The organism is Chitinophaga barathri (assembly GCF_003807585.1).
GTDB classification, from domain to species: domain Bacteria; phylum Bacteroidota; class Bacteroidia; order Chitinophagales; family Chitinophagaceae; genus Chitinophaga; species Chitinophaga barathri.
Genome location: NZ_RMBX01000007.1, coordinates 50,668 through 75,597 on the forward strand (window position 1 = coordinate 50,668; position 24,930 = coordinate 75,597).

General features: G+C 50.4%; 25 protein-coding genes. 13 read left to right on the top strand and 12 right to left on the bottom strand.

Annotated elements, in window-relative coordinates; translation table 11 throughout:
• Nucleotides 1-142 precede the first annotated feature (142 nt).
• Entirely contained in the window at nucleotides 143-481 is a 339-nt protein-coding gene (locus EG028_RS13610; protein ID WP_120517307.1) for a tRNA-binding protein, read from the top strand.
• A 536-nt stretch (nucleotides 482-1,017) separates the two neighbouring features.
• On the opposite strand, the gene EG028_RS13615 is transcribed toward EG028_RS13610, so the two are convergent.
• The 3 genes from EG028_RS13615 to lysS all read right to left on the bottom strand — a co-directional run bounded on the left by EG028_RS13615 (nucleotide 1,018) and on the right by lysS (nucleotide 5,719).
• Entirely contained in the window at nucleotides 1,018-3,144 is a 2,127-nt protein-coding gene (locus EG028_RS13615; protein ID WP_120517306.1) for a S9 family peptidase, read from the bottom strand.
• A gap of 254 nt (nucleotides 3,145-3,398) precedes the next feature.
• Entirely contained in the window at nucleotides 3,399-3,776 is a 378-nt protein-coding gene (locus EG028_RS13620; protein ID WP_123864664.1) for a DoxX family protein, read from the bottom strand.
• A 404-nt stretch (nucleotides 3,777-4,180) separates the two neighbouring features.
• Nucleotides 4,181-5,719, bottom strand: coding sequence for a lysine--tRNA ligase (gene lysS / locus EG028_RS13625; RefSeq protein ID WP_120517304.1), 1,539 nt, complete (start codon nucleotides 5,717-5,719; stop codon nucleotides 4,181-4,183).
• A gap of 197 nt (nucleotides 5,720-5,916) precedes the next feature.
• Here lysS and EG028_RS13630 point away from each other — a divergent pair, with 197 nt between their 5' ends.
• From EG028_RS13630 to EG028_RS13645, 4 genes are all read left to right on the top strand, one after another.
• Nucleotides 5,917-6,744 (top strand): universal stress protein, encoded by an 828-nt coding sequence (locus EG028_RS13630; RefSeq protein ID WP_120517303.1) that lies wholly within the window; start codon nucleotides 5,917-5,919, stop codon nucleotides 6,742-6,744.
• 24 nt (nucleotides 6,745-6,768) lie between these two features.
• Nucleotides 6,769-7,500, top strand: a complete 732-nt coding sequence (locus EG028_RS13635) for a DUF4197 domain-containing protein (protein WP_120517302.1) — start codon at nucleotides 6,769-6,771, stop codon at nucleotides 7,498-7,500.
• Between the two features lie 89 nt (nucleotides 7,501-7,589).
• Entirely contained in the window at nucleotides 7,590-8,150 is a 561-nt protein-coding gene (locus EG028_RS13640) for a hypothetical protein (RefSeq protein WP_120517301.1), read from the top strand.
• A 66-nt stretch (nucleotides 8,151-8,216) separates the two neighbouring features.
• Nucleotides 8,217-8,774: a hypothetical protein gene (locus tag EG028_RS13645; protein WP_123864665.1), complete on the top strand. Its 558-nt coding sequence runs from the start codon at nucleotides 8,217-8,219 to the stop codon at nucleotides 8,772-8,774.
• 3 nt (nucleotides 8,775-8,777) lie between these two features.
• Here the strand turns inward: EG028_RS13645 and EG028_RS13650 are convergent, their stop codons facing one another.
• Both EG028_RS13650 and EG028_RS13655 read right to left on the bottom strand, forming a co-directional pair.
• Nucleotides 8,778-9,662 carry a flavin reductase family protein gene (locus tag EG028_RS13650; protein WP_120517299.1) on the bottom strand — a complete coding sequence of 295 codons (885 nt, stop codon included), beginning with the start codon at nucleotides 9,660-9,662 and terminating at the stop codon, nucleotides 8,778-8,780.
• Nucleotides 9,659-10,675 carry a fumarylacetoacetate hydrolase family protein gene (locus EG028_RS13655; protein ID WP_120517298.1) on the bottom strand — a complete coding sequence of 339 codons (1,017 nt, stop codon included), beginning with the start codon at nucleotides 10,673-10,675 and terminating at the stop codon, nucleotides 9,659-9,661. The genes EG028_RS13650 and EG028_RS13655 overlap by 4 nt, the downstream gene beginning before the upstream one ends.
• A 58-nt stretch (nucleotides 10,676-10,733) precedes the next feature.
• On the opposite strand from EG028_RS13655, the gene EG028_RS27835 reads away from it, so the two are divergent.
• Together EG028_RS27835 and EG028_RS13665 are read left to right on the top strand one after the other, a co-directional pair.
• Nucleotides 10,734-12,671, top strand: a complete 1,938-nt coding sequence (locus EG028_RS27835; RefSeq protein WP_206614455.1) for a serine hydrolase — start codon at nucleotides 10,734-10,736, stop codon at nucleotides 12,669-12,671.
• Between the two features lie 63 nt (nucleotides 12,672-12,734).
• Nucleotides 12,735-13,397 carry a sterol desaturase family protein gene (locus tag EG028_RS13665; protein WP_120517297.1) on the top strand — a complete coding sequence of 221 codons (663 nt, stop codon included), beginning with the start codon at nucleotides 12,735-12,737 and terminating at the stop codon, nucleotides 13,395-13,397.
• Between the two features lie 31 nt (nucleotides 13,398-13,428).
• On the opposite strand, the gene EG028_RS13670 is transcribed toward EG028_RS13665, so the two are convergent.
• The 7 genes from EG028_RS13670 to EG028_RS13700 form a co-directional block, all read right to left on the bottom strand.
• The gene (locus EG028_RS13670; RefSeq protein ID WP_120517296.1) at nucleotides 13,429-13,764 is read right to left on the bottom strand and encodes a hypothetical protein; all 336 of its coding nucleotides are present in this window, start codon (nucleotides 13,762-13,764) and stop codon (nucleotides 13,429-13,431) included.
• Nucleotides 13,764-14,702, bottom strand: a complete 939-nt coding sequence (locus EG028_RS13675) for a DUF6263 family protein (RefSeq protein WP_123864666.1) — start codon at nucleotides 14,700-14,702, stop codon at nucleotides 13,764-13,766. Before EG028_RS13675 ends, EG028_RS13670 begins: the two co-directional genes overlap by 1 nt.
• Before the next feature lie 21 nt (nucleotides 14,703-14,723).
• On the bottom strand, nucleotides 14,724-15,497 hold the full coding sequence (locus tag EG028_RS13680) for a TIGR02757 family protein (protein ID WP_120517294.1): 774 nt from the start codon (nucleotides 15,495-15,497) through the stop codon (nucleotides 14,724-14,726).
• A gap of 88 nt (nucleotides 15,498-15,585) precedes the next feature.
• Nucleotides 15,586-16,725: a cystathionine gamma-synthase gene (locus EG028_RS13685; RefSeq protein WP_120517293.1), complete on the bottom strand. Its 1,140-nt coding sequence runs from the start codon at nucleotides 16,723-16,725 to the stop codon at nucleotides 15,586-15,588.
• A 390-nt stretch (nucleotides 16,726-17,115) separates the two neighbouring features.
• Nucleotides 17,116-17,745 carry a DUF2911 domain-containing protein gene (locus EG028_RS13690; RefSeq protein ID WP_120517364.1) on the bottom strand — a complete coding sequence of 210 codons (630 nt, stop codon included), beginning with the start codon at nucleotides 17,743-17,745 and terminating at the stop codon, nucleotides 17,116-17,118.
• Between the two features lie 102 nt (nucleotides 17,746-17,847).
• Nucleotides 17,848-19,332 (bottom strand): sulfatase family protein, encoded by a 1,485-nt coding sequence (locus EG028_RS13695; protein WP_120517292.1) that lies wholly within the window; start codon nucleotides 19,330-19,332, stop codon nucleotides 17,848-17,850.
• A gap of 30 nt (nucleotides 19,333-19,362) precedes the next feature.
• Nucleotides 19,363-19,959, bottom strand: coding sequence for an acyl carrier protein phosphodiesterase (locus EG028_RS13700; protein ID WP_123864667.1), 597 nt, complete (start codon nucleotides 19,957-19,959; stop codon nucleotides 19,363-19,365).
• Nucleotides 19,960-20,386: 427 nt separating this feature from the next.
• On the opposite strand from EG028_RS13700, the gene EG028_RS13705 reads away from it, so the two are divergent.
• From EG028_RS13705 to EG028_RS13730, 6 genes are all read left to right on the top strand, one after another.
• Complete coding sequence (locus EG028_RS13705; RefSeq protein WP_120517289.1) at nucleotides 20,387-20,836, top strand: PepSY-like domain-containing protein; 450 nt, start codon at nucleotides 20,387-20,389, stop codon at nucleotides 20,834-20,836.
• A 124-nt stretch (nucleotides 20,837-20,960) separates the two neighbouring features.
• The gene (locus EG028_RS13710) at nucleotides 20,961-21,935 is read left to right on the top strand and encodes a deoxyhypusine synthase family protein (protein ID WP_120517288.1); all 975 of its coding nucleotides are present in this window, start codon (nucleotides 20,961-20,963) and stop codon (nucleotides 21,933-21,935) included.
• Between the two features lie 375 nt (nucleotides 21,936-22,310).
• The gene (locus tag EG028_RS13715) at nucleotides 22,311-22,919 is read left to right on the top strand and encodes a TetR/AcrR family transcriptional regulator (RefSeq protein WP_120517287.1); all 609 of its coding nucleotides are present in this window, start codon (nucleotides 22,311-22,313) and stop codon (nucleotides 22,917-22,919) included.
• 118 nt (nucleotides 22,920-23,037) lie between these two features.
• Nucleotides 23,038-23,628 (top strand): hypothetical protein, encoded by a 591-nt coding sequence (locus EG028_RS13720; RefSeq protein WP_120517286.1) that lies wholly within the window; start codon nucleotides 23,038-23,040, stop codon nucleotides 23,626-23,628.
• Nucleotides 23,629-23,702: 74 nt separating this feature from the next.
• The gene (locus tag EG028_RS13725) at nucleotides 23,703-24,314 is read left to right on the top strand and encodes an outer membrane beta-barrel protein (RefSeq protein WP_120517285.1); all 612 of its coding nucleotides are present in this window, start codon (nucleotides 23,703-23,705) and stop codon (nucleotides 24,312-24,314) included.
• A 114-nt stretch (nucleotides 24,315-24,428) separates the two neighbouring features.
• Nucleotides 24,429-24,605, top strand: coding sequence for a quinol oxidase subunit 4 (locus EG028_RS13730; protein WP_120517284.1), 177 nt, complete (start codon nucleotides 24,429-24,431; stop codon nucleotides 24,603-24,605).
• Nucleotides 24,606-24,930 lie beyond the last annotated feature (325 nt).

The following is a 24,930-nucleotide window of genomic DNA, read 5'->3' on the forward strand; positions in this document are numbered from 1 at the left end:
CTCCCGGATCGTTTACATGAATCTTCCCTGACCGGTAATTATCCCGGACAAATCGTTTACATCCCCGGACCACCCGTTTCCTCCATTTCCCGGATCAGTTTTCCGCCAAAGGCCTTAATTTCCCTTTCCTAAAATCTCACGAATGGAAACGATCACCTGGAATGATTTCGAAAAGGTACAGATACGCGTAGGCACCATCCTTACAGCGGTGAATTTCGAAAAGGCGAAAAATCCCGCTTACCAGCTCGAAATAGACTTTGGCCCGGAACTGGGCATCAAACGTTCATCCGCCCAGATAACGCGTTTATATCAGCCTGATGAGCTGATAGGAAGGCAGGTGGCGGCGGTGGTGAACTTCCCCGTGAAGCAGATCGCCAACTTCTTTTCAGAATGCCTGGTACTGGGCGTGGTGGGTGATGAGAAGGAAATTGTGCTACTGCAGCCAGACCGCCCCGTGAAGAACGGCCATAGGATTGCATAATGGTAAATAATTTAATTTAAACTTAATCTTAATACGTCTGCATAAACACCGTTTTTCAGACTTCACGAACTAAAACACTACGTTCACGGAAATAGGCTTGCGAAGGAAATTTCCCGCCCTATCTTTGGTTTAGGTTTTTCATAGGATATGGTTAAAATTATTACAAAGGCGGTATTCTTACCGCCTTTTTTATTTCTCTCACCGCTGTAGAACTATTACTACCCCGATATTTCCCATATTACAATTTTCTGTGTGATGATATGCAATGCTGTACTGGCTTTGCTGCAAATGAGGCTTTATGCAAATCGTTCAAAGCTGTTTTCTATACGTTAACTGGAAAAAATATAGCGTTCGCTAGTTTGGATATTGGAGTTACTTCTAAATTATGGAAATTTGTAACAGGTTTTTCAATAAAGATATGGTTAAAATTTTTCGGGGCTGTATTCTTGCAGCCCTGTTTTTTTGCCCCTAAGTCATTGAATAAAAAAAGCCGCTTCTTACGAGGCGGCTTTTTTGTTTGGCTATATCAGCCCATATCAGTTGGTGCCCTGGAAATATTTAGGCAGCGGTTTCTGTAACAGGTTGGCGTATACGAAACGGTAGGTTTCGTTCCGGGAGTGGGCGCCTTTGGCCCCGCCCCATCCGTGGCGTTCGCCAGGGTACAGCATCAGCTCAAAGTGTTTGCCCTGGTCCTGGAACAGGTTCACCAGCTGGATCGTGTTCTGCAGGTGTACATTATCGTCCATGGTGCCGTGTACGATACGCAGCAGGCCTTTGTACTTCTGGGCATGCGTGAGCACTGAAGTTACCTTGTAACCTTCCACATTATCTTTCGGCAGGTCCATAAAACGTTCGGTGTAATGGCTGTCGTACAGCTGCCAGTCCGTAACGGAGAAGTTTGCCATGCCATGGGTGAACACTTCCGCGCCGTACGTGAGGGCCATGCAGCTCATATACCCGCCAAAGCTGCCGCCGGTGATGCCCATGCGGCTGGCGTCCACGCCGGGCTGTGTGCCGAGCCATGTAGCGGCGTCCATATAATCTTCAATTTCATATTTGCCCAGTTGGCGGTGGATGTAGTTCATGCCCACTTTGCCGAGATGGCCGGCGGCGCGGTTGTCTATCGCCACCTGGATGAGGCCTTCTTTGGCGTACCACTGCGAAGCCAGGTTTGCGCGCCAGGTATCATACACGGTGCCCGCGTCAGGGCCGCCGTAAATGCTTACCAGTACGGGATATTTTTTACCCGGCTCCATGTTCAGCGGCCAGATGATGGTGAGGGGCAGCGTAAGGCCGTCGCGGGTTTTGTATGTTTTTAATTCTGTAGGCGCCAGCTTGTAGCTGTCGAAATTGGCGCCGCGGGCATTGCCCAGCTCACGGATCACTTTGCCTTTTTCATCCAGCAGGGCCATACGGGGAGGTGTATTCAGGTTGCTGTAGGTGGTGATAAAATAATCACCGCCGGGGCTCAGTTTCACGTCGTGGGAAAATTCACCGAAGGTGAGGCGCTGCGGCTCTCCGCCCTTCAGGTTTGCTTTGTACAGGTCAAAGCGGGTAGTAGCTTCTTTGCGGGCGGTGAAATATACGGCCTGTTTCTTTTCGTCTATCAGGAGTATTTCGCGCACGCGCCAGTTGCCGCTGGTGAGCTGCTGCTTCAGGCTGCCGTCCATATTATGGAGGTAGAGATGGTCCCAGCCGGAGATATCGCTTTTTACGATAAATCCTTTATTCCCCTGCAGGAAATAGATATCGGTGAACCAGTCTATCCAGGTCTTTTGTTTTTCGTCGTACAGCGCTTTTTTGGCACCGGTCTGCGGATCTATGGCGTAGATGATGAGATTGTTCTGCTCGCGCGGCATCCATTGCGCCCAGAGGGCGCTGCCATCGGGGCTCCAGAAGGGCTGGCCGAAATACTGATCGTCTTTTTCATTAAAGTCCGCCCAGGTGATCTTGCCGCCGGCAACAGGCACTACGGCCAGTTTCACTTCCGGGTTGGTATCGCCTGCTTTGGGGTAACGTGTGTTCTCCAAAAATCCGTGTTGCCCTACTTCGCTATAGATGGGGAATACGGGTACTTTGGAATCGTCGAAACGCATAAAGGCGATCTTTTTACTGTCCGGGCTCCACCAGAAAGCGCGGTAGCGGCTCGGGCGGCCGAGGATCTCCTCGTAATACACCCAGGAAGCCCAGCCGTTGTAGATCACGTCGGACCCGTCAGTGGTATACTGGATCTCTTTTTTGGTGGCTACTTCCACGGCATACAGGTTATTGTTCCGGGTAAAGGCCACATATTTTTCATCGGGAGAAAGCGTGGGATTCTTTTCCACTGCCTCGTTGTTGGTCACCCTGATCTCTTCTCCGCCATTGGGCATCTGAACGTATACATCATTCTTTTTTACACTCACGGTGGCGCCTGTAGCGGGCGGTGGCGTGTAAGGCGCGGTGCTGCCGGTCTTAACGTCTACAGACAGGGCCTGGCCGCTGCGGGCTTCAATGTAATGGTCTTTGTTCGCCCAGCCTCTTACAACTGGCAATGGTTCGGTGATAGATACGGGACGGGTAAAAATCTGGTCAAAGGTTAATTCCTTCTTTTCCTGTGCCCCAGCCGGCATGGCAGCCAGCATGGTCAGTCCGGCAATCCATACCGGTAAAGATTTGTACATGCTTCTCATAATTAACAGGTTGATGATATGCGGGTATTTCGGCCGCAAGGCAACGAAAATAAAGATCAAATATCAAATTTGGCAATGAAATATACCAGCGGCAAAGGGTTTACCGGATATACGGAGGAATATGCCGGTTATAGGTTAAAAGCTGCTTTCTGTGAAATGCAGTTTGTGGGCAATATAAAAGCGGCCTACTTTCGAACTGGTTTTTCATAGGATATGGTCGAAATTAACAGGGGCGGTGAATTCTTTCACTGCCCCAATTGTTTGATATGACTTCTTACATTGCCTATGATGATAGCCGCGGAAGCCAGCCCCAGGTCTTTCAGGATATTAAAAGGCGCGAAAATATTCCCCTTGTTCAGCGCCGGGATATGTATCACCGCAATAAACACGACTAACATCAGCGCCAGGAGGTAACAGGCCACCCGTGTCCATTTGCCGGAGATCATGGATATGCCCGCCAGTATCATACACACGCCGGTGAAATAGATCCAGAAAGTACCCCCGGGCAGCCCGGCCGCCATGGAAGCCAGTGTATGCGCGTTGATCAGGTGATTGATACCGAAATAAAGCCAGATGAGGGCGAATACCACTACCGCGGCAAACGTGGGGATCTTTATTTTCATGAGAAAGGGTTTTTTAAAAAACGGGATGGAACTGGTTTTGTTCACGTGATGGTATTTTCACCTATACCCAAAGTATACGGTACGTATAGGATACGTAAAGGAGAGGTATAGGAGAGCGCCATGAAAGACAGGATAAAATAGTATCAGGGGAGGTCCCGGGTGATGGCAACTGGTAAAAGGGAATGAGATGGGAGTTACAGGCCGGTATGACCGCGGTTAGATACAGGTATGACTGCGGTATAGTACTGGCATCCCCGTAGCATAATAAAGGTATACCTGGACTTTACTTGGACTTTACCTGGACTTTACCCGGACTTTACCTGGACTTAGGGGGAGGCTAAAACGGGAAAGAGGCGCTCCCGTACCAGGGAAACGCCTCTTTCGAATATCTATCCGAAGGATTGTTATTCGACAATGTTCGGTTTTTCAGGCCTCATCTGCGGGAAAAACAGTACATCCTGGATACTCGGCTGGTTCGTCATCAACATCGTTAAACGGTCAATTCCTATGCCAATTCCGGAAGTGGGGGGCATACCGTATTCCAGCGCCCGCAGGAAGTCCTGGTCGATGTACATAGCCTCGTCGTCGCCGCGGGCCATCAGTTCCACCTGGTCTTCAAAACGCTGCCGCTGGTCGATGGGATCGTTTAGCTCGGAGTACGCGTTGGCTATTTCCTTTCCGTTCACGATCAGCTCAAAACGCTCTACCACACCGGCTTTGCTGCGGTGTTTTTTGGTGAGCGGGCTCATTTCCACCGGGTAATCGATGATGAAGGTGGGCTGCACGTAATGGTGCTCGCACTTTTCACCGAATATCTCGTCTATCAGTTTGCCTTTGCCGGAATGTGCTTCCACCTGGATGTTCAGCTGTTTACATACATCGCGGAGCCCTGTTTCGTCCAGGTCGGAGATATCGAAACCGGTATGTTCCTTAATGGCATCGTACATGCTTACGCGGCGGTAAGGCGCTTTAAAATCTATTTCTTTATCGCCTGCGGTCACTTTGGTGGAACCGTTCACATTGATGGCTACTTTTTCGAGCAGGGCTTCTGTGGTATCCATCATCCAGTTGTAATCCTTGTACGCGGCGTACATTTCCATTACGGTGAATTCCGGGTTGTGGGTACGGTCCATGCCTTCGTTGCGGAAGTCTTTGGCGAATTCGTACACGCCTTCAAACCCGCCCACGATCAGTCTTTTCAGGTACAGTTCGTTTGCAATGCGGAGGTACAGCGGCATGTCCAGCGCATTGTGATGCGTGATGAACGGGCGCGCGGTGGCTCCGCCGGGTATGGCTTGCAGGATGGGCGTTTCCACCTCCAGGTATCCCAGGCCGTTATAGAAATCCCGCATGGTTTGCATCAGGCGGGTGCGTTTGATAAATACTTCTTTTAGCTGCGGGTTGATCACCAGGTCCGCATACCGCTGGCGGTATTTGAATTCGGGATCGGTCACGGCGTCGAAGGTTTCGCCTTCTTTTTCCTTCACCACCGGCAGGGGGCGCAGGGCTTTGGCGAGCACGGTCAGTTCTTTTACATGCACGGAGGTTTCGCCGGTTTTGGTAATAAAGGCATACCCTTTCACCCCGATAAAATCCCCGATGTCCGTGAGTTTCTTCCACACCTGGTCGTAGAGGGTTTTGTCCTCGCCGGGGCAGATGTCGTCCCGTTTTATATAGAGCTGAATCCTACCCTTACTGTCCTGCAATACGGCAAAGTTAGCCTTGCCCATGTCTCTTGTGCTCATGATACGGCCGGCCAGGCATACTTCCTGGTACTGGTCTTTCGTTTCTTCTGAGTAGCCGGCTTTGATATCCGTGGAATATGCATTCACGGGATATTCAGGCGCCGGGTACGGGTCTATGCCCAGGCTTTGCAGTTCCTTCAGCTTATCCCGGCGGATGATCTCCTGTTCCGAGAGCTGTTGTTGGGTAGTTACGCTCATTTTTGTGATAAATACTGGTTTTAAGAGGATGCGGGCATCCCCTGTACTGAATGGAACGCAAAAATAGAGGTTTTCGGGCGGATTTGCTCATCCCGTCGGCTACGCACCGTATTGCTTGTTTTTATAATTTATTTATGACTTTCTAACAACGATTGGTGCGGTTATTGTGTAACTTTAGGATCATAAAACCTCCCGGCATGAAAACCATCATTGTACCAACGGATTTTTCTGAAACAGCATACAACGCCGCCCGTTACGCTATCGGGCTGGCAGGGCAAACGGGCGCAACAAAGGTGATCCTTTATCATGCTTACGAACTGATCGTTCCCATTCCGGACCTTCCCACCGCCGTGCCAATGGTGAATATGGAAGACCTCCGGGACTCCAGCCTCGAAGGCCTGAAAAGGATGCAGAATGAACTGGCACCCCTGGTGCCGCACGACGTAAAACTGGAGGTACGGGCGGACAATCACCTGCTGGCGGCCAATATAGACCAGGTGTGCCGCGAGGAACTGGCGGACATTATCGTGATGGGCATCACCGGCGGCAGCCAGCTGGAAGAGATACTGGTAGGTTCAAACACGGTGGACGTGGTGAAATCTTCCGCATACCCCGTGATCGTAGTGCCTACACAGGCCAGCTTCAGGCCCATCCGTAAGATCGTATTCGCCTGCGATCTCCGCAAAGTGGCCAAAACCACGCGCCGGGAACCGCTCTTTAAAATACTGGATGAGTTCAAACCGGAGCTGCATGTGGTGAATATCCAGAAAGAAGGCAAAGAAAACATCCACCCTGAAGAAAACCAGGAGCTGGACAACATGTTGCACAACTATAACCCGCAATATCATTTTATTGACCGGCCGAACATCGCGGATGCCATTACAGAGTTTGCAGAAGAACAATATGCGGACCTGCTGCTGATCATCCCGAAAAAGCACGGTTTATTTGACAGCATATTCAAAAGGGGGCATACATCAAGGATCGCATTTCAAACGAATGTACCCTTGTTGTCCATCCACGAATAAACACCTATATCAATTTTAGAAACTATGCTCAAAAGAACATTACTATTGGCGGCAGGCGTATTGTGCCTGGCAGTTTCCTCTGAGGCGCAGATCCTCAAAAAAGCGCAGGGAATACTCAAATCAGGCGGCACAGGCACGGGTTCTGTAACGGAAGGGGAAGCCGGCATGGGCATCAAGGAAGCGCTGGAAAAAGGCGTGAGCGCCGGTATTTCTTTGCTCAATAAAGAGAACGGATTTTTTGGCAACGACCTCTACAAGGTACTGCTGCCGCCCGATGCGCTGAAAGCGGAAAAAACGCTGCGCAGCATCGGCCTCGGCGGAGAAGTGGACAAAGCCATCCTCCAGATCAACCGCGCCGCTGAAGAAGCCGTTGGTTTTGCAAAGCCCATCTTCGTGGACGCCATCAAACAAATGACCATCACCGATGCGCTGAACCTGCTGAGAGGCGGCGAACGCTCCGCGACGGATTATTTCCAGTCCAAAACCACTGCTTCGCTCACCAGCGCATTTTCACCGGTGATAGACAGTGCGCTGAACAAAACTTCCGCCACGAAATATTACAGCGCTCTCGTGACCAAATACAACGAGCTGCCCATCGCTTTTAACAAGGTGAATCCTGACCTGAAAGGTTATGTGACCGAAAAAGCGGTAAAAGCCCTGTTTGACCAGATCGCGAAAGAAGAGCTGGCCATCCGCCAGAATCCGGGTGCAAGAACGACCGAGCTGCTGAAAAAGGTGTTTGGCGGTAAGATCTAGGCAACCACACAAATATTGAACTGACTATAGGCTGCTTCCCAAAGGGAGCGGCCTTTTTTTATGTTATATTTAAGCCCGTTTCCTTTCCTATGATACAAACAACACCTCCACCAGACCGCCTTGCAAGGGAATTTCCCGGTGCAACTCCGCTTTCTTATTACCTGCACAAGACCATCGCCTGGGATTGCGGTGAACGGGTGATCTATCGCCCGGGCTGGCTCAGGACATTTTACGCCACCGCTATTGGAATCGTGTTGTGTATTGCCCTGCCTGCTTTTGTATGGCTAAGCGACGGCAATTTCGGAGGTACAGTAATTACGTTGGTATTGATGTTACCGGTTGCAGGATTGTTAATCTGGCGCCAGTTATTCAACAAGGATATTAATTACACCTTACAGATAGATGGTGACGGCATACGCTCTGGCGAGTGGTTCCTGCCATGGAAGGACCTTGAGGATGTGGGATTCTGGGAAAGCCGGCGGGTTAGCGGCACCGGCCTGGTATTAATACCTTATAACAGTAAGGCGGAAGTGTTCAGCCTCGCCCTGTTTACCATGGAAAAACGTGAGCTGGCATGGGTGATCAGTTATTTCCGGCTTAGATCACTTAATACCGCAGCGCCACTTGCAGAAGAAACTTTTCCTGCTTAATTTGATGTACCAGAATTCATTCGATCCCTTCATGCCGAGAAAAGCAGCGAAGCTGCAATATTGCCTATGAGCAGAGTTTTATTGATCGCGTTGGTATTGCTGGCCGGTTGTGCCACATCCCATCCTGAAGAAGTTTCCAAAAAAGATTCCATAGTAAGCGGGGCCAACATTTCCGATCACGAGGTGGTCCCCGAACTGTCGCAGGTAATGGCCGATTATGAAAAAAGCACCAGGGACACCCTGAAAGTAGACACCACCTTGCAACGCGGTAGCCGCAGCGTCCACATTAGTTTCCGGCATTACGCTTTGAACGACAGCGCACTGCACATCCCTGACCGTTACACGGAACTTTACAAGATCAAGGATTATGTAACGCATAATTTTGTGTCCTCGCTGACGATCGTGAGCGACGGCGTGAAAGTGCTGGATACCGTTATCCGCAAAGAATTGTTCAACTACCGGCTACAGCCGGTATTGAAGGAATATGCGGTCTTGTTCGCTCCGAATGTATATTTCCGTGAAGACGGTATCAAGCTGCAATACAGCATATCCATTCCCCTCACGGATGTGGGAGAAGGGCATGTATTGTTATGCAGTTATACCGGCGAACTGGATGTGGAATAACGATCAGCTCCCCGCCAGCAGCACCTGCCACGCTTCATCCACTTTATTCTGTTCCAGCAGTTTTTTTGCGTAGGAATGCAGCTCCTTCTCCATTTCATCGGGGTTGATGCTGTAGTATTGGATGATGTTTTTGAGATGGTCATCGTTAAAAGCGGCGTCTATCACCGGCAGTTCGTTCACGTTGCCCAGCTGGCCCAGGTTGTTCCCGCTGAGGATATGACTGCTGCGGATGCCGGCGGGTAAGGCGTCTACACCGATGCCCACTTTCAGGTTCGGTTTCGCCACTTCAAATACGGCATCGCCGGAAGCGCGGCAATAGTAATCCGCGCCCATTCTGGCTACGAGGTCTATTTTCTGCGGGTCTATTTTACCATTGGGATCAAGAATGCCTTCGTGAATGTGCACGAGCACCGGCTCGCAGATCACGAGGTTGCCCGCGCCGCCGCCCTGGCCGGTTTCGATGATATCCTTCACCACGCATTCCATCTGCACCGGGCTTTCTTTTACGCGGAAAGGTTTGATCTTATCCGAAGGCAAAGGCGTGAAACCCGATTTTTCAAACTCACTGACGCCCTTTGGGAACTCGCAGCTGGAGAGGGATGCCTGTTGTACCATGGCGTAGGTCACTACATTGATCACTACTTCGCGGGTGGCATAGATATTTTCCAGGGTATGTTTGATAGTATTGTCGCGTACGCGCCGGGAGGGTGAAAACACCAGTGTGGGCGGGTTGGAGCCAAATACGTTGAAGAAGCTGAAGGGGCTCAGGTTCGGGCGGCCTTCGGCATCCACCGTACTGGCAAAACAGATCGGGCGCGGCGCCACCGCACCGAGCAGGTATGCATGCAGCTGGGCGGTTTTTACCTCGCCCGGTATCACTTTCATCATACGTTCTTTTTCTGCGCCAATATTGAGAAGTCGGATTCTTCGGCCACAATTTTATTGACCAGTCTGCCTAATCCTTCGATTTCCATTTCCACTACATCACCTTCCTGCAGCCACTGCGGGGTATAGTTGGGATCGTTCAGCTTGCCGGTGCCGTTCAGCTCCAGGAAACATCCCGTGCCCACGGTACCGCTGCCGATGATGTCTCCCGGTAGGATGTCCGCACCATATGCGCAGCGCTCAACGATCTCGGCAAAGGTCCAGTCCATATCGCCCATATTGCCTTCGCTCACCTGTACGCCATTCACCCAGCATTTCATGCTGAGATTATAATTGTTGCCGGTATGGCCTTCTTTGGCGGGGACCAGGTAGGGTTCCAGCTCGTCCGGCGTTACCAGCATGGGGCCTATCACAGTGGAGAAATCTTTCCCTTTGGCAGGGCCGAGGTTCAGTTTCATTTCTTCCATTTGCAGCAGGCGCGCGCTCATATCGTTCATGATCATATATCCGCCGATGTATTCGTCCGCTTCCGCCGCGGTGATGTTCCGGCCGCGTTTGCAGATCACAATGGCCGCTTCCAGCTCAAAGTCCAGGTTCTGGAAGTGGTCCGGCATACAGAGAATGTCGCCGGGGCCTTGTATGGCGTTGTGATTGGTGAAATAAAATATCGGGTATTGGTCAAATTCGGGGATCATCTCCACTTTGCGGTTCCTGCGCGCGGCAGCAACGTGCTGGCGGAAGGCGTAACCGTCGCGGCAGCTGGTGGGGAAAGGCACGGGGGCCAGCAGCTGCACCTGGTCGTAAGGCACGCCATGCACGCTGGAGCGCGGGTTTTTGCCGGCCTTGAGCTGTGCGTCTATGGCCAGGGCAAGGTCTATCACATCTTCCCACATCTGGAGGAACATGTGCATGGTAGAGGGAAGGTCCGGGTGGATCTCCTGGAGATTATACAGCTGCCCGTTTACGAGGATCGCCAGCTGGTCCACTTCTTCACGGATGTATGTAACAAGTTTCATGGTGTTGTCCTGGTGTTTTTATTTCGCCAAATATATTGGATTTTTATAGCTTTAAGGTATGCATCGATTATATGCCGCTTTTCTTTGCCTGCTCTGCTGTACGACCGCAGCCGCTCAGCAACGTACGGATAAATTCCTGGAAAAGTTATTGATGGAACGTGGTTCTCCATTGCTAAAACATATCCTTCAGCATCCGGACTCTTTCCAGGTGCAGCTCATCTACACGCAGATCAACCGGGATGCGCGGAACCGGCCCACGTTTAAACATTATTATTTCCAGGTAGACAACAAAAAATATTTCAACCCAGCGTCCACCGTAAAAATGCCGTTGGCTTTCCTGGCGCTGGAGAAACTGAATAAACTGGGCATCGATAAATACACGCCCATGCTCACGGATAGCGGCTACGCGGCGCAAACCCGCGTGTGGATGGATACTTCATCAGCCAACGGGCTCCCTTCCATTGCCAATTATATCAAAAAGGTATTCCTGGTCAGCGACAACGATGCGTACAACCGCCTTTACGAATTCATCGGCCAACAGACCATTCACGAGCAGTTATGGGCTAAAGGATACCCGGAAATGCGCATCGTCCGCCGGTTTGTATCGATGAATGAGGATCAGAACAGGCATACCAATCCCATCCGGTTTGAGCGGGATGGGAAGCCAGTGTACAGCCAGCCTGCGGCCGTGAGTACCTTGCAATATGATTTCAGCCGGGAGCTGCTGGTGGGCAAAGGGCATATGAACAAAGACGAACAATTGGTCAATACGCCCATGGATTTTACGCGGCATAACAATGCACCGCTGGCGGACCTTCAGCAGATATTGCAATCCGTGCTGTTCCCCGGATCCGTTCCGGCCGGCAAACGTTTTAACCTTACTAACGACGATTACCGCTTCCTCTACCGCTACATGGGCGCCCTGCCGCATGAAAGCCGGAAACCGGGCTACGATACCACCGAATTCTTCGACAGCTATACGAAGTTTTTCCGTTTTAAGGCCGGGAAGGGCAAAATCCCGCCCTATTACCGCGTGTTCAACAAAACGGGCTGGAGCTACGGCTTCCTGACGGACGTGGCCTATCATGCCGACTTTAAGCACAAAACAGAGTTTATGGTCAGCGGAAGCATCTATGTGAACAGGGACGGGGTGCTGAACGATAACAAATACGAATACGAGGAAGACGGTTACCCCTTTTTTAAAGAAGTGGGGAATATTTTGTACGATTATGAGCTGCAACGGAAACGCCCCCACGCGCCTGACCTCCAGGTGTTTGAGGATGCTGTGGCGGGCCTGGGAGAGGCGCCAAAAGCCATCACCCGGGGGGATACGGCCAAAAAACAGGTGGCGCTGGTGTTTACCGGCCATGAGTTTGCCGATGGCGGCCTGTACATAGCGGATGTGCTGAAAAAGAACCGTGTGCCCGCGTCTTTTTTCCTGACCGGGACTTTTTACGAAACGGCGGCTTTTGCGCCTATTATCGAGCGGCTGAAGCAGGACGGGCATTACCTGGCGGCGCATTCCGGCCGGCATTTGCTGTATTGCGACTGGGGCAAACGGGACAGTTTACTGGTCACCCACAGGGAGTTTGAGGAGGACCTCGCCCTGAATTACAAAGCCATGGACAGGTTTGGCATACCGGCGGCGCATTATTTCCTGCCGCCCTATGAATGGTACAACGATTCTATCGTAAAATGGACGGCGGACCTGGGGTTGCAACTGGTAAATTTCAGCCCCGGTACCCGCAGCAATGCCGATTATACTTATCCAGAAATGGGAAAAAATTACAGGAATAGTGAAAATATAACGGAATCCGTTACTACCTTTGAAAATCAGCGTCCTGCGGGGCTCAACGGGTTTATCCTGTTGCTGCATATCGGTACGGATCCGAGGCGTATAGATAAATTTTATTTTCAATTGAATAAATTGATACGATATTTGCAGAGTAAAGAATACGTATTTGTCACAATACCCCGGTTATTGTCCAAACAATAACCATTTAGTTTCCCTACTCCTGTTTGCTGTTTACAAAATGGTTTAAATTTTAAAAAAGGAGTCATGAAATTTGAGAAGATTAAGAATAAAGGACAGGCTAGATTATTTGAAAGCCGCTATCTCGAAATGCTGACCAAAACACACCCATTGATCATATGGGGGATGTACATCCCGATCATGGGCTATATGTTGTATTACAGTCACGACACATTAGGCAACAGCCTGGGCAGGGTAGGCCTCGTATTTGCGGGCGCCCTCTTCTTCTGGACATTTTTTGAGTACATCATGCACCGTTTCCTTTTCCACCTGGTGTCGGAAAATCCCACCTGGATCAGGATCATTTATGTGCTGCATGGTAACCACCACGAGTACCCCAGGGACAAACAAAGACTTTTTATGCCGCCGGTGCCCAGCCTCCTGCTGTCTTCCGTGATATTCGCCATTATGTACGTGATCATGCAGGGCACCGCCTTCATGTTTTTCCCCGGTTTTATCCTGGGTTACCTGATCTACGGCACCATGCATTACGCGATACATGCCTGGAACCCTCCGTTTAAGTTCCTGAAACCGCTCTGGCGCAACCATCACCTGCACCATTACAAAAGCGACGACAAGGGCTTTGGCGTAAGCTCCTCTTTCTGGGACAGGGTGTTCGGTACATTCTTCGACCTGGACAAGGAGAAGGATGATAAAGAAAAAGTGAAATCGTTGATGTTCGATAAATAAAGAAAAGGGCCTCCGGTGAGGCCCTTTTTTATTACCATTTTTCTTCGTCGTTGTTAAAACTTTCCGGGGGCTGGCGGTATATTTCCCGGCTTTTGATCTTCTCGGCCTGCCGTTCTATAATGAGGCGGGCAACGTTCCGGTATACGTCCGGGTAGTTTTGGGTGGACAGGATCTCTTTCACTTTATTCTCCGAAACGTCCACCTGGTAAAGCAGCAGCACGAACTGCTGAAAATCTCTTTCCACTAATATTTCCAGTCTTTCCGCGAGCATCTGCTCCAGGTCTTCCATGCTGATGACGGAGGGTAGCCTGAGGCCGGCATTTTCCCGGAGCCAGTCGCCTGCTTCCTGTAAATAACGGTCTTCCATTATTTTACCTGCTTGATCTTATAGGATGCGTTGGTAACGATCTTTACGGGCACTTTCAGGTCCTTTTTGAGCTGTTTTTTACGGTTGGCGAGGTATACGTATTCGCCGTTCATTTCAGTGTTCTGCACGCAAATGCTCGGGAACCCGCTTTCGAGGTTGATGAGGTAATTGCTGGTAAGCTTGCCGTCTATGGCGGCGGTGGCCTGGATGCCTTCTTCCACGGTGAAAGTTTCCACTTTATCGGTCTTGATATTGCCGGTGCCGTTCACCTTGGCCGTCTGGCTGTCCCAGTGCTGGAGGTTCCAGTAAAGGTCCACCCGGCCCTTGAGGCCCGTGCGGATGGGCACGCTTTCTTCCCATTGGGTGCCGTTTTTGATGCCGTGAACGGGGTATACCACCAGTAGCTGCTCCAGCCAGCCACGGAAGGCTTCCGTGCCAAACTGGTCCTTCAGGAGTTTTTTATAGGCTACCTGTTCGTCGGCCTTGAGTTTGGAGAAGGCCACGGAGGCTTTTTCCAGCACAGCGTCCAGCTGCTCCACCCTTACGATGAGGCCGTTGGATTGCAGCTCTACGGTAAAAGGCTGCTCCAGCATCAGCTTCAGTGCATCCTGCAGGGGCTCCGCGGGGTTGGGCACCTTGGCGTCCACGAAGATGTTCTGGTTCTTGGCGTTGAAGTTGAATTTGATGTCGGTGTAAGCCCAGGTGAGGATGAACCGGCCTGTGGTGGCTTCCGTGACCTTGATGGTCATTTTGTTGTTATAATCCCGCGTGGTGCGCTGGATCACTTCGTCTACCGTAATGTAGGTTTCGCTGCGGCTTTCCTGCGACAGTTCAAACCCGTCACCTTGTTTGAAGGTGTAATCCAGCTCCACATAATCCTGCGCGGAGAGCGTCATTGCAAAGCAGCATAAAGCTACCAGTCCGGTAAGTTTCTTCATTTTCTATCTCTGTTCTGTTGATCAAACATATTTTTCGATCACCCCCAGGCCGAACAATGCAAAGTCATATTTGACAGGATCTTTCGGATCCAGGAGGCGTAATTGTTCCGTAAGTTCTACGGCGGTTTTCCAGTTGGCTTCCGCTTTAGGGATCAATCCCAGCTTGGCGGCCACCCTGCCTACATGCACGTCTACCGGGCATACCAGCTGGGCGGGGGAAATATGCTTCCACAGTCCAAAATCCACGCCATTTTTGCTGTCGCGCACCATCCAGCGTAGGTACATATTCAGCCGTTTGCAGGCGGAGTTGCGGTCCGGCGTGCTAACGTGTTTCCTCGTGCGCTCGGGGTGCTCCAGCGAAAAGAACATTTTATGAAAGCCGGTGAGGGCTTTCCGCACGTCTTCGTCTTCCGCGCTCAAATGCCCGCTGAAAGCGAACTCCAGGGAAGTGATATTCGTATAATAGTGCTGAAGCCACTCCACAAAATAGAGCAGGTCCAGCCCGTTGAACGTCCGGTGTTTGAAGGCCATGAGCCGCATCCGGTCCCTCGCCTGGTGATTGCGCACAAAATCGTAAGGTGCATTATCAAAGAGCGTCATCAGTTCCGTGCATTTATTGATAATCGTAGTGCGGTTGCCCCATGCGAGGATGGCGGCAAACAGCCCTGCTATCTCAATGTCCTGCAGCTGGGTGTAGCGGTGGGGGATACTGACGGGATCCCCTGGTACAAATGCAGGCTGATCGTAATAAGCTGCCTTGGTGTCTAAAAATTCCTTTAGTTGTTGGGACTTCATCGGTTATGGTATATGGAAACCTCCCGTCCGGGGCGGGAGGCGTAGGTGTATTGTGCTAAAAGTAAATAGTTTATCCCAGCTTTTAAAATCAGCCAATGGCTTTTTTCAGGTCTTCCGTAAGGTCGGAAGCGTCCTCTATGCCCACACTCAGGCGTATGAGGGAGTCCGTAAGGCCGTTTTTCAGGCGGTCTTCCCTCGGGATAGACGCGTGCGTCATGCTCGCGGGGTGCCCGATCAGGGACTCTACGCCACCCAGCGATTCCGCCAGGGAAAAGAGTTTTGTGCCGCTAAGTACCTTCAGGGCGGCATCCATGCTGTCATCTTTCAGGGTGAAGGAGATCATGCCCCCAAAGCCGCGCATCTGTTTCCTGGCGATGGCATGGTTCGGATGGTCCTCAAAACCGCACCAGTAGACTTTATCCACTTTAGGATGCTGGCGCAGGAAGCGGGCTACGGTTTCCCCGTTTTCGCAATGGCGCTGCATACGCACATGCAGGGTTTTAAGGCCGCGGAGCACCAGGAAACAATCCTGCGGGCCGGGTACTGCACCGCAGCTGTTCTGGAGGAAATAGAGCTGCTGGGCCAGTGTTTCTTCCTTTACGATCACGGCGCCATGTACCACGTCGCTGTGGCCGCCCAGGTATTTGGTGGCGGAATGCACTACAATGTCCGCCCCAAGGTCCAGCGGGTTCTGCAGGTAAGGGGAGGCAAAAGTATTGTCCACCGCCAGCAGGATATTTTTTCCCTTCACGATGGCCGCAACGGCCGCTATGTCTATGATATTGAGCATGGGGTTGGTGGGCGTCTCTATCCAGATCATTTTCGTGCGGGCGTTGAGGTGCGGGCGCAGGGCTTCCGCATCGCTGAGGTCCGTGAAATGGAAGTTGATGCCGTATTTGGCGAACACTTTCGTAAAAATGCGGAAGGTGCCGCCATATAAGTCGCTGGAAGCCACTACCTCATCACCGGGCGCGAGCAGCTTCAGCACCGCATCCGTAGCCGCCAGGCCGCTGCCGAAACAGATGCCGTGCGTACCGTTCTCTATGGCAGCCAGCGCTTTCTGCAAAGCATCGCGCGTGGGATTCTGCGTACGGGCGTACTCGTAACCTTTATGATCGCCCGGGGCAGCCTGCACATAAGTGGAGGTCTGGAAGATGGGCGTCATGATAGCGCCGGTGGATGGGTCCGGTTCTACGCCGGCGTGTATGAGCTTGGTTCCTAACTTCATGGTTTGCTATGTTTTACGGAAGTACCAAAGGTAAGGAATTTAGAAGGGTTCCACGGACGTGCGTACGTAGTTATACTATAACACTTACGTAGTATTACCGGATGCCTCAAACCCTTTTTCTACGGGGCTTTCAGCGGATTTTTCGCAGCAGGAAATACCATACGGACCATATCCCCGCACTTACGAGATAAATTGATGCATTCACCAGAAACGGGTTTTCCCGTATCCTTTATTGGGCTAATTTCACCGTAGGTTTTTCATAGGATATGGTTAAAATTTCTGAAGGCGGTATTCTTACCGCTTTTTTTTATTGTAACATCTTTACTCCAGATAAAAGAAAAAGGCAGCGGGATCCCGCTGCCTTTTTCTATGTTGCTCAGTCTGCGACTGTTACTTCTTTTTAGGTGCTTTTGCCGGTGTATTGGCCGCCACTACTTTGGATTCTGACCAGCGGATGGGAACGCTTACCTGCGTTTTATCCCAGCCCATCAGGAGGTTTGCGCCATAAGGCGCTTTTTCAAATACCATACTGAAGGCTTCCAGCTCATCGGCCGGGGTGGAAACGGGTACGTCTGTACGAACCAGGTCCATGGAAGCTTCATATTTATAAGCGCCCCAGATATCCGTTTGTTTGTTGAAGATCACGGTCCATTTGGTTTCCGTGGGGATGGCATAAATGGTATACCGGCCTTTGGGTACCAGCTTGTTACCGATGGTTACCGGGCGGTAAAACTCCACCTCGGTGGCTTCGTTCGCGCCAAGGCGCCATACTTTACCATATTCCACGAGGTTGCCGAAGATGGGACGGCCTTTTTTCTGCGGGCGGCTGAAGATCGCACGGGCTACCAGCGTGCCCGGTTCTCCCTTTACCTTACATACATATGGATACATTACGGGGTAATAAGCCATATCCATCGGGCTCGGGTCTACCGGCGGCATTTTCTTTTCCTGTGCTGTGGCTGTGGCAAATGATGCAACGGTTATACCGGCAATCACCAGTAATGATTTGAGCGTATTCATAATCTTGGTGGGTTTAAATCTGGCCCCAAACCTACGGGTTTTCCGGAAATTCATGAAAAAGTGAAATGGCGGGTGGTAATTATGGCCCGCCCGCCGGTTTTTTTATGATTTTTCCTTGCGCATGTCCACTTTTTCATCGTTTTGCTGCACCGGGCCCGGTGTGCTCCGCCCGTTGCCGATCAGTTCCTCCAGTAACCGGGTAAGCCGGGCTACAGTGGCTGGTTCTGTGGCCTGGAGGTTATTTTTTTCGGAGATATCGTTTTGAAGGTTAAAGAGTTGCAACTCTGGCAGGCCCTGTTTGCGGGCGGCTGGGTTGCGGGGCTCGCTCCAGCCGGCGGAGCCGGGCGCGAATAACAGCTTCCAGTCCCCTTCCCGGATGGCGAAATGCCCGGAAATGCTATGATGCACAATGGATCTGCGCTGGTATTGTTTTTCCTTTCCTTCGAGCAGGGGCAGCAGGCTGAAGCTGTCCGGCCCGGCCTCCGGGGGAAGGGATTTCCCCACCACGGAGGCGCAGGTGGCCATCAGGTCCGTCAGGCAGATGGTGGCGGGGCTTACGACGCCTGCTTTTACTTTCGCGGGCCATTGTACGATAAATGGTACCCGGTGGCCGCCTTCGTAAAGGTCCGCCTTATTGCCCCTGAAACCCGCCGAAGGGTCATGGCCGGCGGCTTTCAGGAGGTCGTATTCCGCGTAAGGCGCGTAGCCGTTGTCGCTGGTGAATATCAGCAGGGTGTTTTGCGATAGCCCCTCTTTTTCGAGGAATGTCATCACCTGCCCCAGCAGCCAATCGGTTTCCATGACATAGTCCGCGTAATTCCCGATACCGCTTTTCCCTTTAAATGCCGCGCCGGCCACCAGCGGGGTATGCGGGGAAGGGAGCGCCAGGTAAAGGAAAAACGGGGATTGTTTATGATCATGGATGTAAGCCTGGGTTTTATCTGCCATGGTTTGCAGCGTATGTTCAAATACAAAGCCGGGGCCTTTGGGGCCGGGCCGGGTGTTGGGGTATTGTTTGGCCACCACGCTGTCTGTGGGTATTTCCGTGAGCCGGTTATTTTCGATGTATACATAAGGCGGCATGTCCAGCGAGGCGCTGATGCCGAAATAATAGTCAAAACCGTTGCTGAGCGGGGTATGACGCAGCGGCTGGCTGAAGTCCGGCTGTTTGTTTTTCATGGCCCAGGTCATGCCCAGGTGCCATTTGCCGATGACGGCGGTCTGGTAGCCATTGTCCCTTAATAACTGCGGCACGGTGAGGCGCGCGGAATCTATCAATGGTTTGGAATAACCGTTCAGCACACCGCTTTGCAGGGAACTGCGCCAGGAGTAACGCCCGGTGAGGATGCCGTAACGCGTGGGGGTGCACACGGCGGAGCCGGAATGTGCGTCCGTAAAGCGCATGCCCTGCGCGGCCATCCTGTCTGTATTGGGCGTGGCTATTTTCCCGGAAGGGTTGTAGCAGCGGGCATCGCCGATGCCCATATCATCCGCCAGGATGTAAATAATGTTGGGACGGGTGGAATTTTGCGCGGAAAGAATACCTGCGCTGAACAACGTGAAGGATAGTAAGACAAACGTTTTCATATGTCAATATAAAAAACGTGGAGGGAAATTTCAAGGCTCCGGCCCTTTCCCCGTTTCGTTTTTCATAAAAGCAACAGCATCGGGGAAGAAACTATTATAACAGGCCCGCAGCGCCTTGTAATTGTCTGTAAACACGCCAAACGGCACGTCTACTGGGTGGGGAAAGTACTTTGCGCGGCGCACCATGCCTTTGAAACTCTGGAGCACACCGTCTTTGTGCCGGTAGCCATATAGCCAGTTATGGCTCCGCATATAATGGAATACCTGCTGAAATACCGGCGGCAGTTCGTCATGACGGGCCTGGATAATACCATAGGTAGATTCCGCGAAAGCCGCCAGGGTCAGGGTGTTGAAGCGTTCGGGATCGTTGGCCAGGTAATGGTCGTACACGATGTCCATAAACACGCCGCCGTACAGGCCGCAGGTAGGGCGGAAGATATTTTTACCTTCCCTGGTGGCGGGGTGCTGATCGGTATATTCGTCCAAAGCCCTGTGCAGACGGATGCCGCGGCGGATTTCTTCAGGATAAGAATAGAATTGTTTTCCTTTCACGAAGTCCGCGATCATCTGCCCGGTGGTTACAGCCGGGTCTTGGAAAGACAAATATGCGTGGGCCAGATAGTTCATGGGTTGTTGAGCGGCGTTGTTGATCAATGAGCGGCAAAGTCACGGTAAACGGGGCTCTCCGTGTACCGAAGATAGTTATAATCCGCCAGGGGTGTCCGATGATGAAACAGAATGTCCGTTTTTGCAAACAGGGCAAATGCATCTACCGGCTGTCACCGGACCTTCACTTTAACAAACTCTTAACCCCGCTTCGTGCAACATTTGCCTTTTCCGCTCAACTCCTTTGCTGGAAAGGGTTTGGAAGGGGTGTAGAAAAGGGATTTATATATGCGTGGTAACATCCATAACATTCGCTTAATGTCTGTAAACCAATCATACCAATCCACTTGTCCACCGATAGAAGCGGATGTAATTTTACATCGTTAACAACAAACAAGTTCTTTATTTAATAATCATCATTTAAAAATCAGGATAAAATTTTTCCGCCATGAAAAAACTTATCGCCATTTTGACCTTTGCAGCCGTATTAACCAGTAGCGCAGTATTTGCCCTGGACGGTGCCACCATCGACAATAAAAAAGTGATGGACTCATTTAAGAAGGAATTCGTAGGAGCAGCCGACGTTTCCTGGTATACCACATCCGATAAATATGTGGCTAAATTTACCATGAAAGCATCCAAAGTGACCGCGCATTTCGACAGGGAAGGGAACCTGCTTGCCACCTCCCGTTATATTACAGACACGGAACTGCCGCTGAATGTAATTACCAGGATGATGAAAAAGTACCCGGACCAGAAAATCCACAGCATTGTGGAGTACGACGCCGAAGGCTCGACCACTTACGTGATCACGCTGGAAAGCGACACACACTGGACCGTTCTGAAAGCTGAATCGAACGGCAACCTTACCAAACTGAAAAAGTTACAGAAAGCATAACCGAGTTTTAGTTTTAGTTTTAGTCAGTATAACCGTCCCGTTTCCCACGGGACGGTTTTTTTATGCGGTAAACCCTGTTTATTGTACCTTTGCGGCTTGTACACAAGCAAAATATTGTACTGATATGAACAAAGGACCGATCTCTCAATTTATCCAGCATCATTACCGCCACTTCAATGCTGCGGCACTGGTAGATGCGGCCAAAGGATATGAAACACATTTGCTGGAAGGCGGCAAAATGATGGTGACCCTGGCAGGGGCCATGAGTACCGCGGAGCTGGGTATTTCCTTCGCAGAAATGATCCGTGCCGGCAAGGTGGACATTATCTCCTGCACAGGCGCAAACCTGGAAGAAGATATTATGAACCTGGTGGCCCATACGCATTACAAACGCGTGCCCCATTACCGCGACCTCAGCCCCCAGGATGAATGGGAACTGCTGGAAGGCGGCTTCAACCGTGTTACAGACACCTGCATCCCCGAAGAAGAGGCGTTCCGCCGTATCCAGCAGCATATAGTGAAGATCTGGAAAGACGCGGAAGCAACCGGCGAACGTTATTTCCCGCATGAATACATGTACAAGTTGCTGCTGAGCGGTGTCATGAAAGAACACTACGAGATAGACCCGAAAAACAGCTGGATGATCGCCGCGGCCGAAAGGAATATTCCCATCGTGGTGCCGGGCTGGGAAGACAGCACCATGGGCAACATCTTTGCTTCCTACTGCATCAAGGGTGAACTGAAAGCTTCCACCATGAAGAGCGGTATTGAGTATATGGTGGAACTGAGCGACTGGTACCGTAAAAACTCCGGCGGAAAAGGCGTAGGCTTCTTCCAGATCGGCGGCGGTATCGCGGGCGACTTCCCCATTTGTGTGGTGCCGATGATGTACCAGGACCTGGAATGGACGGACGTACCGTTCTGGGGTTACTTCTGCCAGATATCCGATTCCACTACCTCTTACGGTTCTTATTCAGGCGCTGTGCCGAACGAAAAGATCACCTGGGGCAAGCTGGACATCCATACGCCCAAGTTCGTGATAGAATCAGACGCAACGATCGTTGCGCCGCTGATCTTCGCTTACCTGCTCGGCTGGTAATAAGACTATTTCCATATAATTAAGAAGGGCCGCGGTTTGCGGCCTTTTTTATTGCCCCGGAACAAAGCATTAACAAAAATTTGGCTGTCACATTGGGTTACCTACAGCTGTTCGGCACCTGGTTTGCTTATCTACATGAAACTTTATCCCGGTAAAATCCCTGAACGCCTTGCCAACGTTGTTTTAACAATTCTTTACAGAGATACGTATTGTAAATATTAAATATTTCTTTATGTTTGCGTTCCAATTGAATTACGCATAACGTTTTAATTAGTTCTTTTCATTCTTGGTAGAAATTCTTTTTGCTGAATCAAAATTACTCGTACATTTGACCCGCAAAGTCAAAAAGTCAAACAGGGATTTTGTATTTCATAAATGGCTGAACAGGATCAGAAAAGGGAAGTGATACTGGAGGCTGCGCTGAAGCGTTTCAAACGTTTTGGCCTGGCGAAGACGACCATGGATGAAATAGCAAAGGATCTGGAGATATCAAAAGGCTCTTTATATTATTATTTCCCGGACAAAGATAGGATCTATGTGGCAGTAGTGGAAAAGATCGTATCGCAGTGTTTTACGGATATCAGCAGCAGTCTTGAGCAGGCTGCTTCCGTACAGGAGGTGCTGGACCGTTACCTGTCTGTCAAGGAAAGGATATTACTCGATTACCATTTGTTGTTCGGCATTCATGAATGGGTGACGGACAAGCCCAGCAGCCTTAACCGGCAGGTGGGGGAACTGGTACATCAATCGGAGATCAGGTTTTTATCGCAGTTTATCCGCAAGGGGAAAGCCCTTGGTGAAATAGCGGACAAACATGATCCTGAAAAAACGGCCGACCTGTTGACGCACGTGTTGTTTGGTTTGTGGGTGATGTGGTGCAAATGGCAGGCCGCAGGTTTCGAACTTCAGCAAACAGATAATATCAAGGAATTCATGAACCGGGAAAGGATGGTGTTAGCCATATTTTTCCAGGGTTTAAGATAACGGACCCATCATCAGCCAGCTTTTTACTTCCCATTTTACTTACACCAGTATGTAGTCACATGAAAATGTAGCTCATCAGTTTTATTGACATATTGTAAACCTAAAAAATGTACGACAAATGAAACAATTGTACGTAATGGCCTTCCTGTGCCTTTTCGGAATTCAGTTTGCGGGCGCACAGGTGAAAAAAGGCAATGTGTTGGTGGGTGGATCTGCGGGGATCAAATTTGAGCAAGATAAGGCATTGGACTATAAAGCGGAGGGAACGACCTATACTTTTTCGCCAAAAGTAGGTTATGCAATAAGCGACAAATGGCTGGCGGGTGCATATGTAAGCGGAATTATCCTCAATGGGCAAAGCAGTATGGATGTCGGCGCGGTTAATATGATGGAGGGCATATTTGTGCGTAATTATCATAGGCTGGGCAATAAGCTGGCGCTGTTTGGCGAAGCTAACGTGGGATATTTTCACTCCGGTGTCAGATACAATGACGTAAAGCATACGGACAATAGAGGTATCCAGGTGGGCGTTTTTCCGGGCCTCAGTTATTTCGTGAGCAAACGGTTTGTATTGGATGGCACATTTGGTGGATTGTGGTATAGCTACGGCAAATTTGAAGACGTCATCAACCACCGTAAAACCACCAGTAATGGCATCAGTTTGAGCTTTTCAGAGGAATTTGAATTAGGTGTTTCGTTTCTTTTCTAATACTTCTTCAGGATGAAGAAATTAATTTTTGGCTCATCAATTATTGAATAATAAACCTAAAAATTGTACGACAGATGAAAAAGATGATTATTGTGGCCGTTCTGGGCCTTATCGGAACTCAGTTTGCTAATGCACAGGTAAAAAAAGGCAATGTACTCGTTGGCGGTAACGTAGGTATCTCCACCAACTCAGAAAAGAAGGATGGCGTTGATGGTAAAACAACCACTACTTCATTCAGCATCAGCCCTAAAGCTGGTTACGCGCTGAGCGACAAATGGATGGTAGGTGTATTTGTATCGTCAGAATTCAGCAATTCCAAAGACAAAACCGTAGAGCCGAACACCGAATTAAAATCCAACGTGATCGCTCCGGGTATATTCGTTCGTAACTATCACATGCTGGGCGAAAAAGTAGCCCTGTTTGGCGAAGCGAACGTAGCTTACGGCTTTGGTACTACCAAAAGCGGCGATACCAAAACTGCTTCCTTGAGCGGTATTGATGCGAACATCGTTCCGGGTATCAGCTATTTCGTGAACAAACGTTTTGTGCTCGAAGGCGTATTCGGCGGTATCAACTACAACAATACCAAAGACAAAAACGAAGGCACCGGCATTGAAACAACCAATAGTTCTTTCAATTTCGACTTCACAAAGAAATTCCGTGTAGGTGTTTCTTTCCTGTTCTAGTCTGATATTAGCGTTTTTTATAAGGGCATTGTCGTTGAAAGACAATGTCCTTTTTGTTTTTGGGCAGTTTGGCAGAGTTTTGGTAAAGAGTATAGGGAACTTAATCACCTACTGATGAAAAATAACCGGGTACACCTGCTGTTTATACTTGCTGTAACGCTGATCTTAGGCAGCTGTACGGTGTATCATGATGCGGACGGGCATAAGATACCGCCGGGCCAGGCAAAGAAAATGTATGGCACCAAATCGGCCAAACCTTTTGCACCGGGTCAGCAGAAAAAACAACATTAAGGAATCAAATACTTCAGTGATATGAAAACGGTATGGATAAAAAGTGCGGCAGCAGCCATGATGATATTTGCAGCGAGTTGCGCAGTGCCAAGGCCCCCGGCCCCGCCTGCAAGGCCGCCTAAACCTCCTACACCGCCCAGGCCGCCGCACGGCCCGATGATAGAGCAGGAGGCGCAGATCAAGGATATTACCATAGCATACCCTCACAGATAGCACTTGAAAAGAGAAAGGCTCCGGATACGGGGCCTTTCTTATTGATGTTTGTATCGCATGTAATGAAAAAAGGCCCCGGAATTCCGGAGCCTTTTCGTTTTCTACATATACA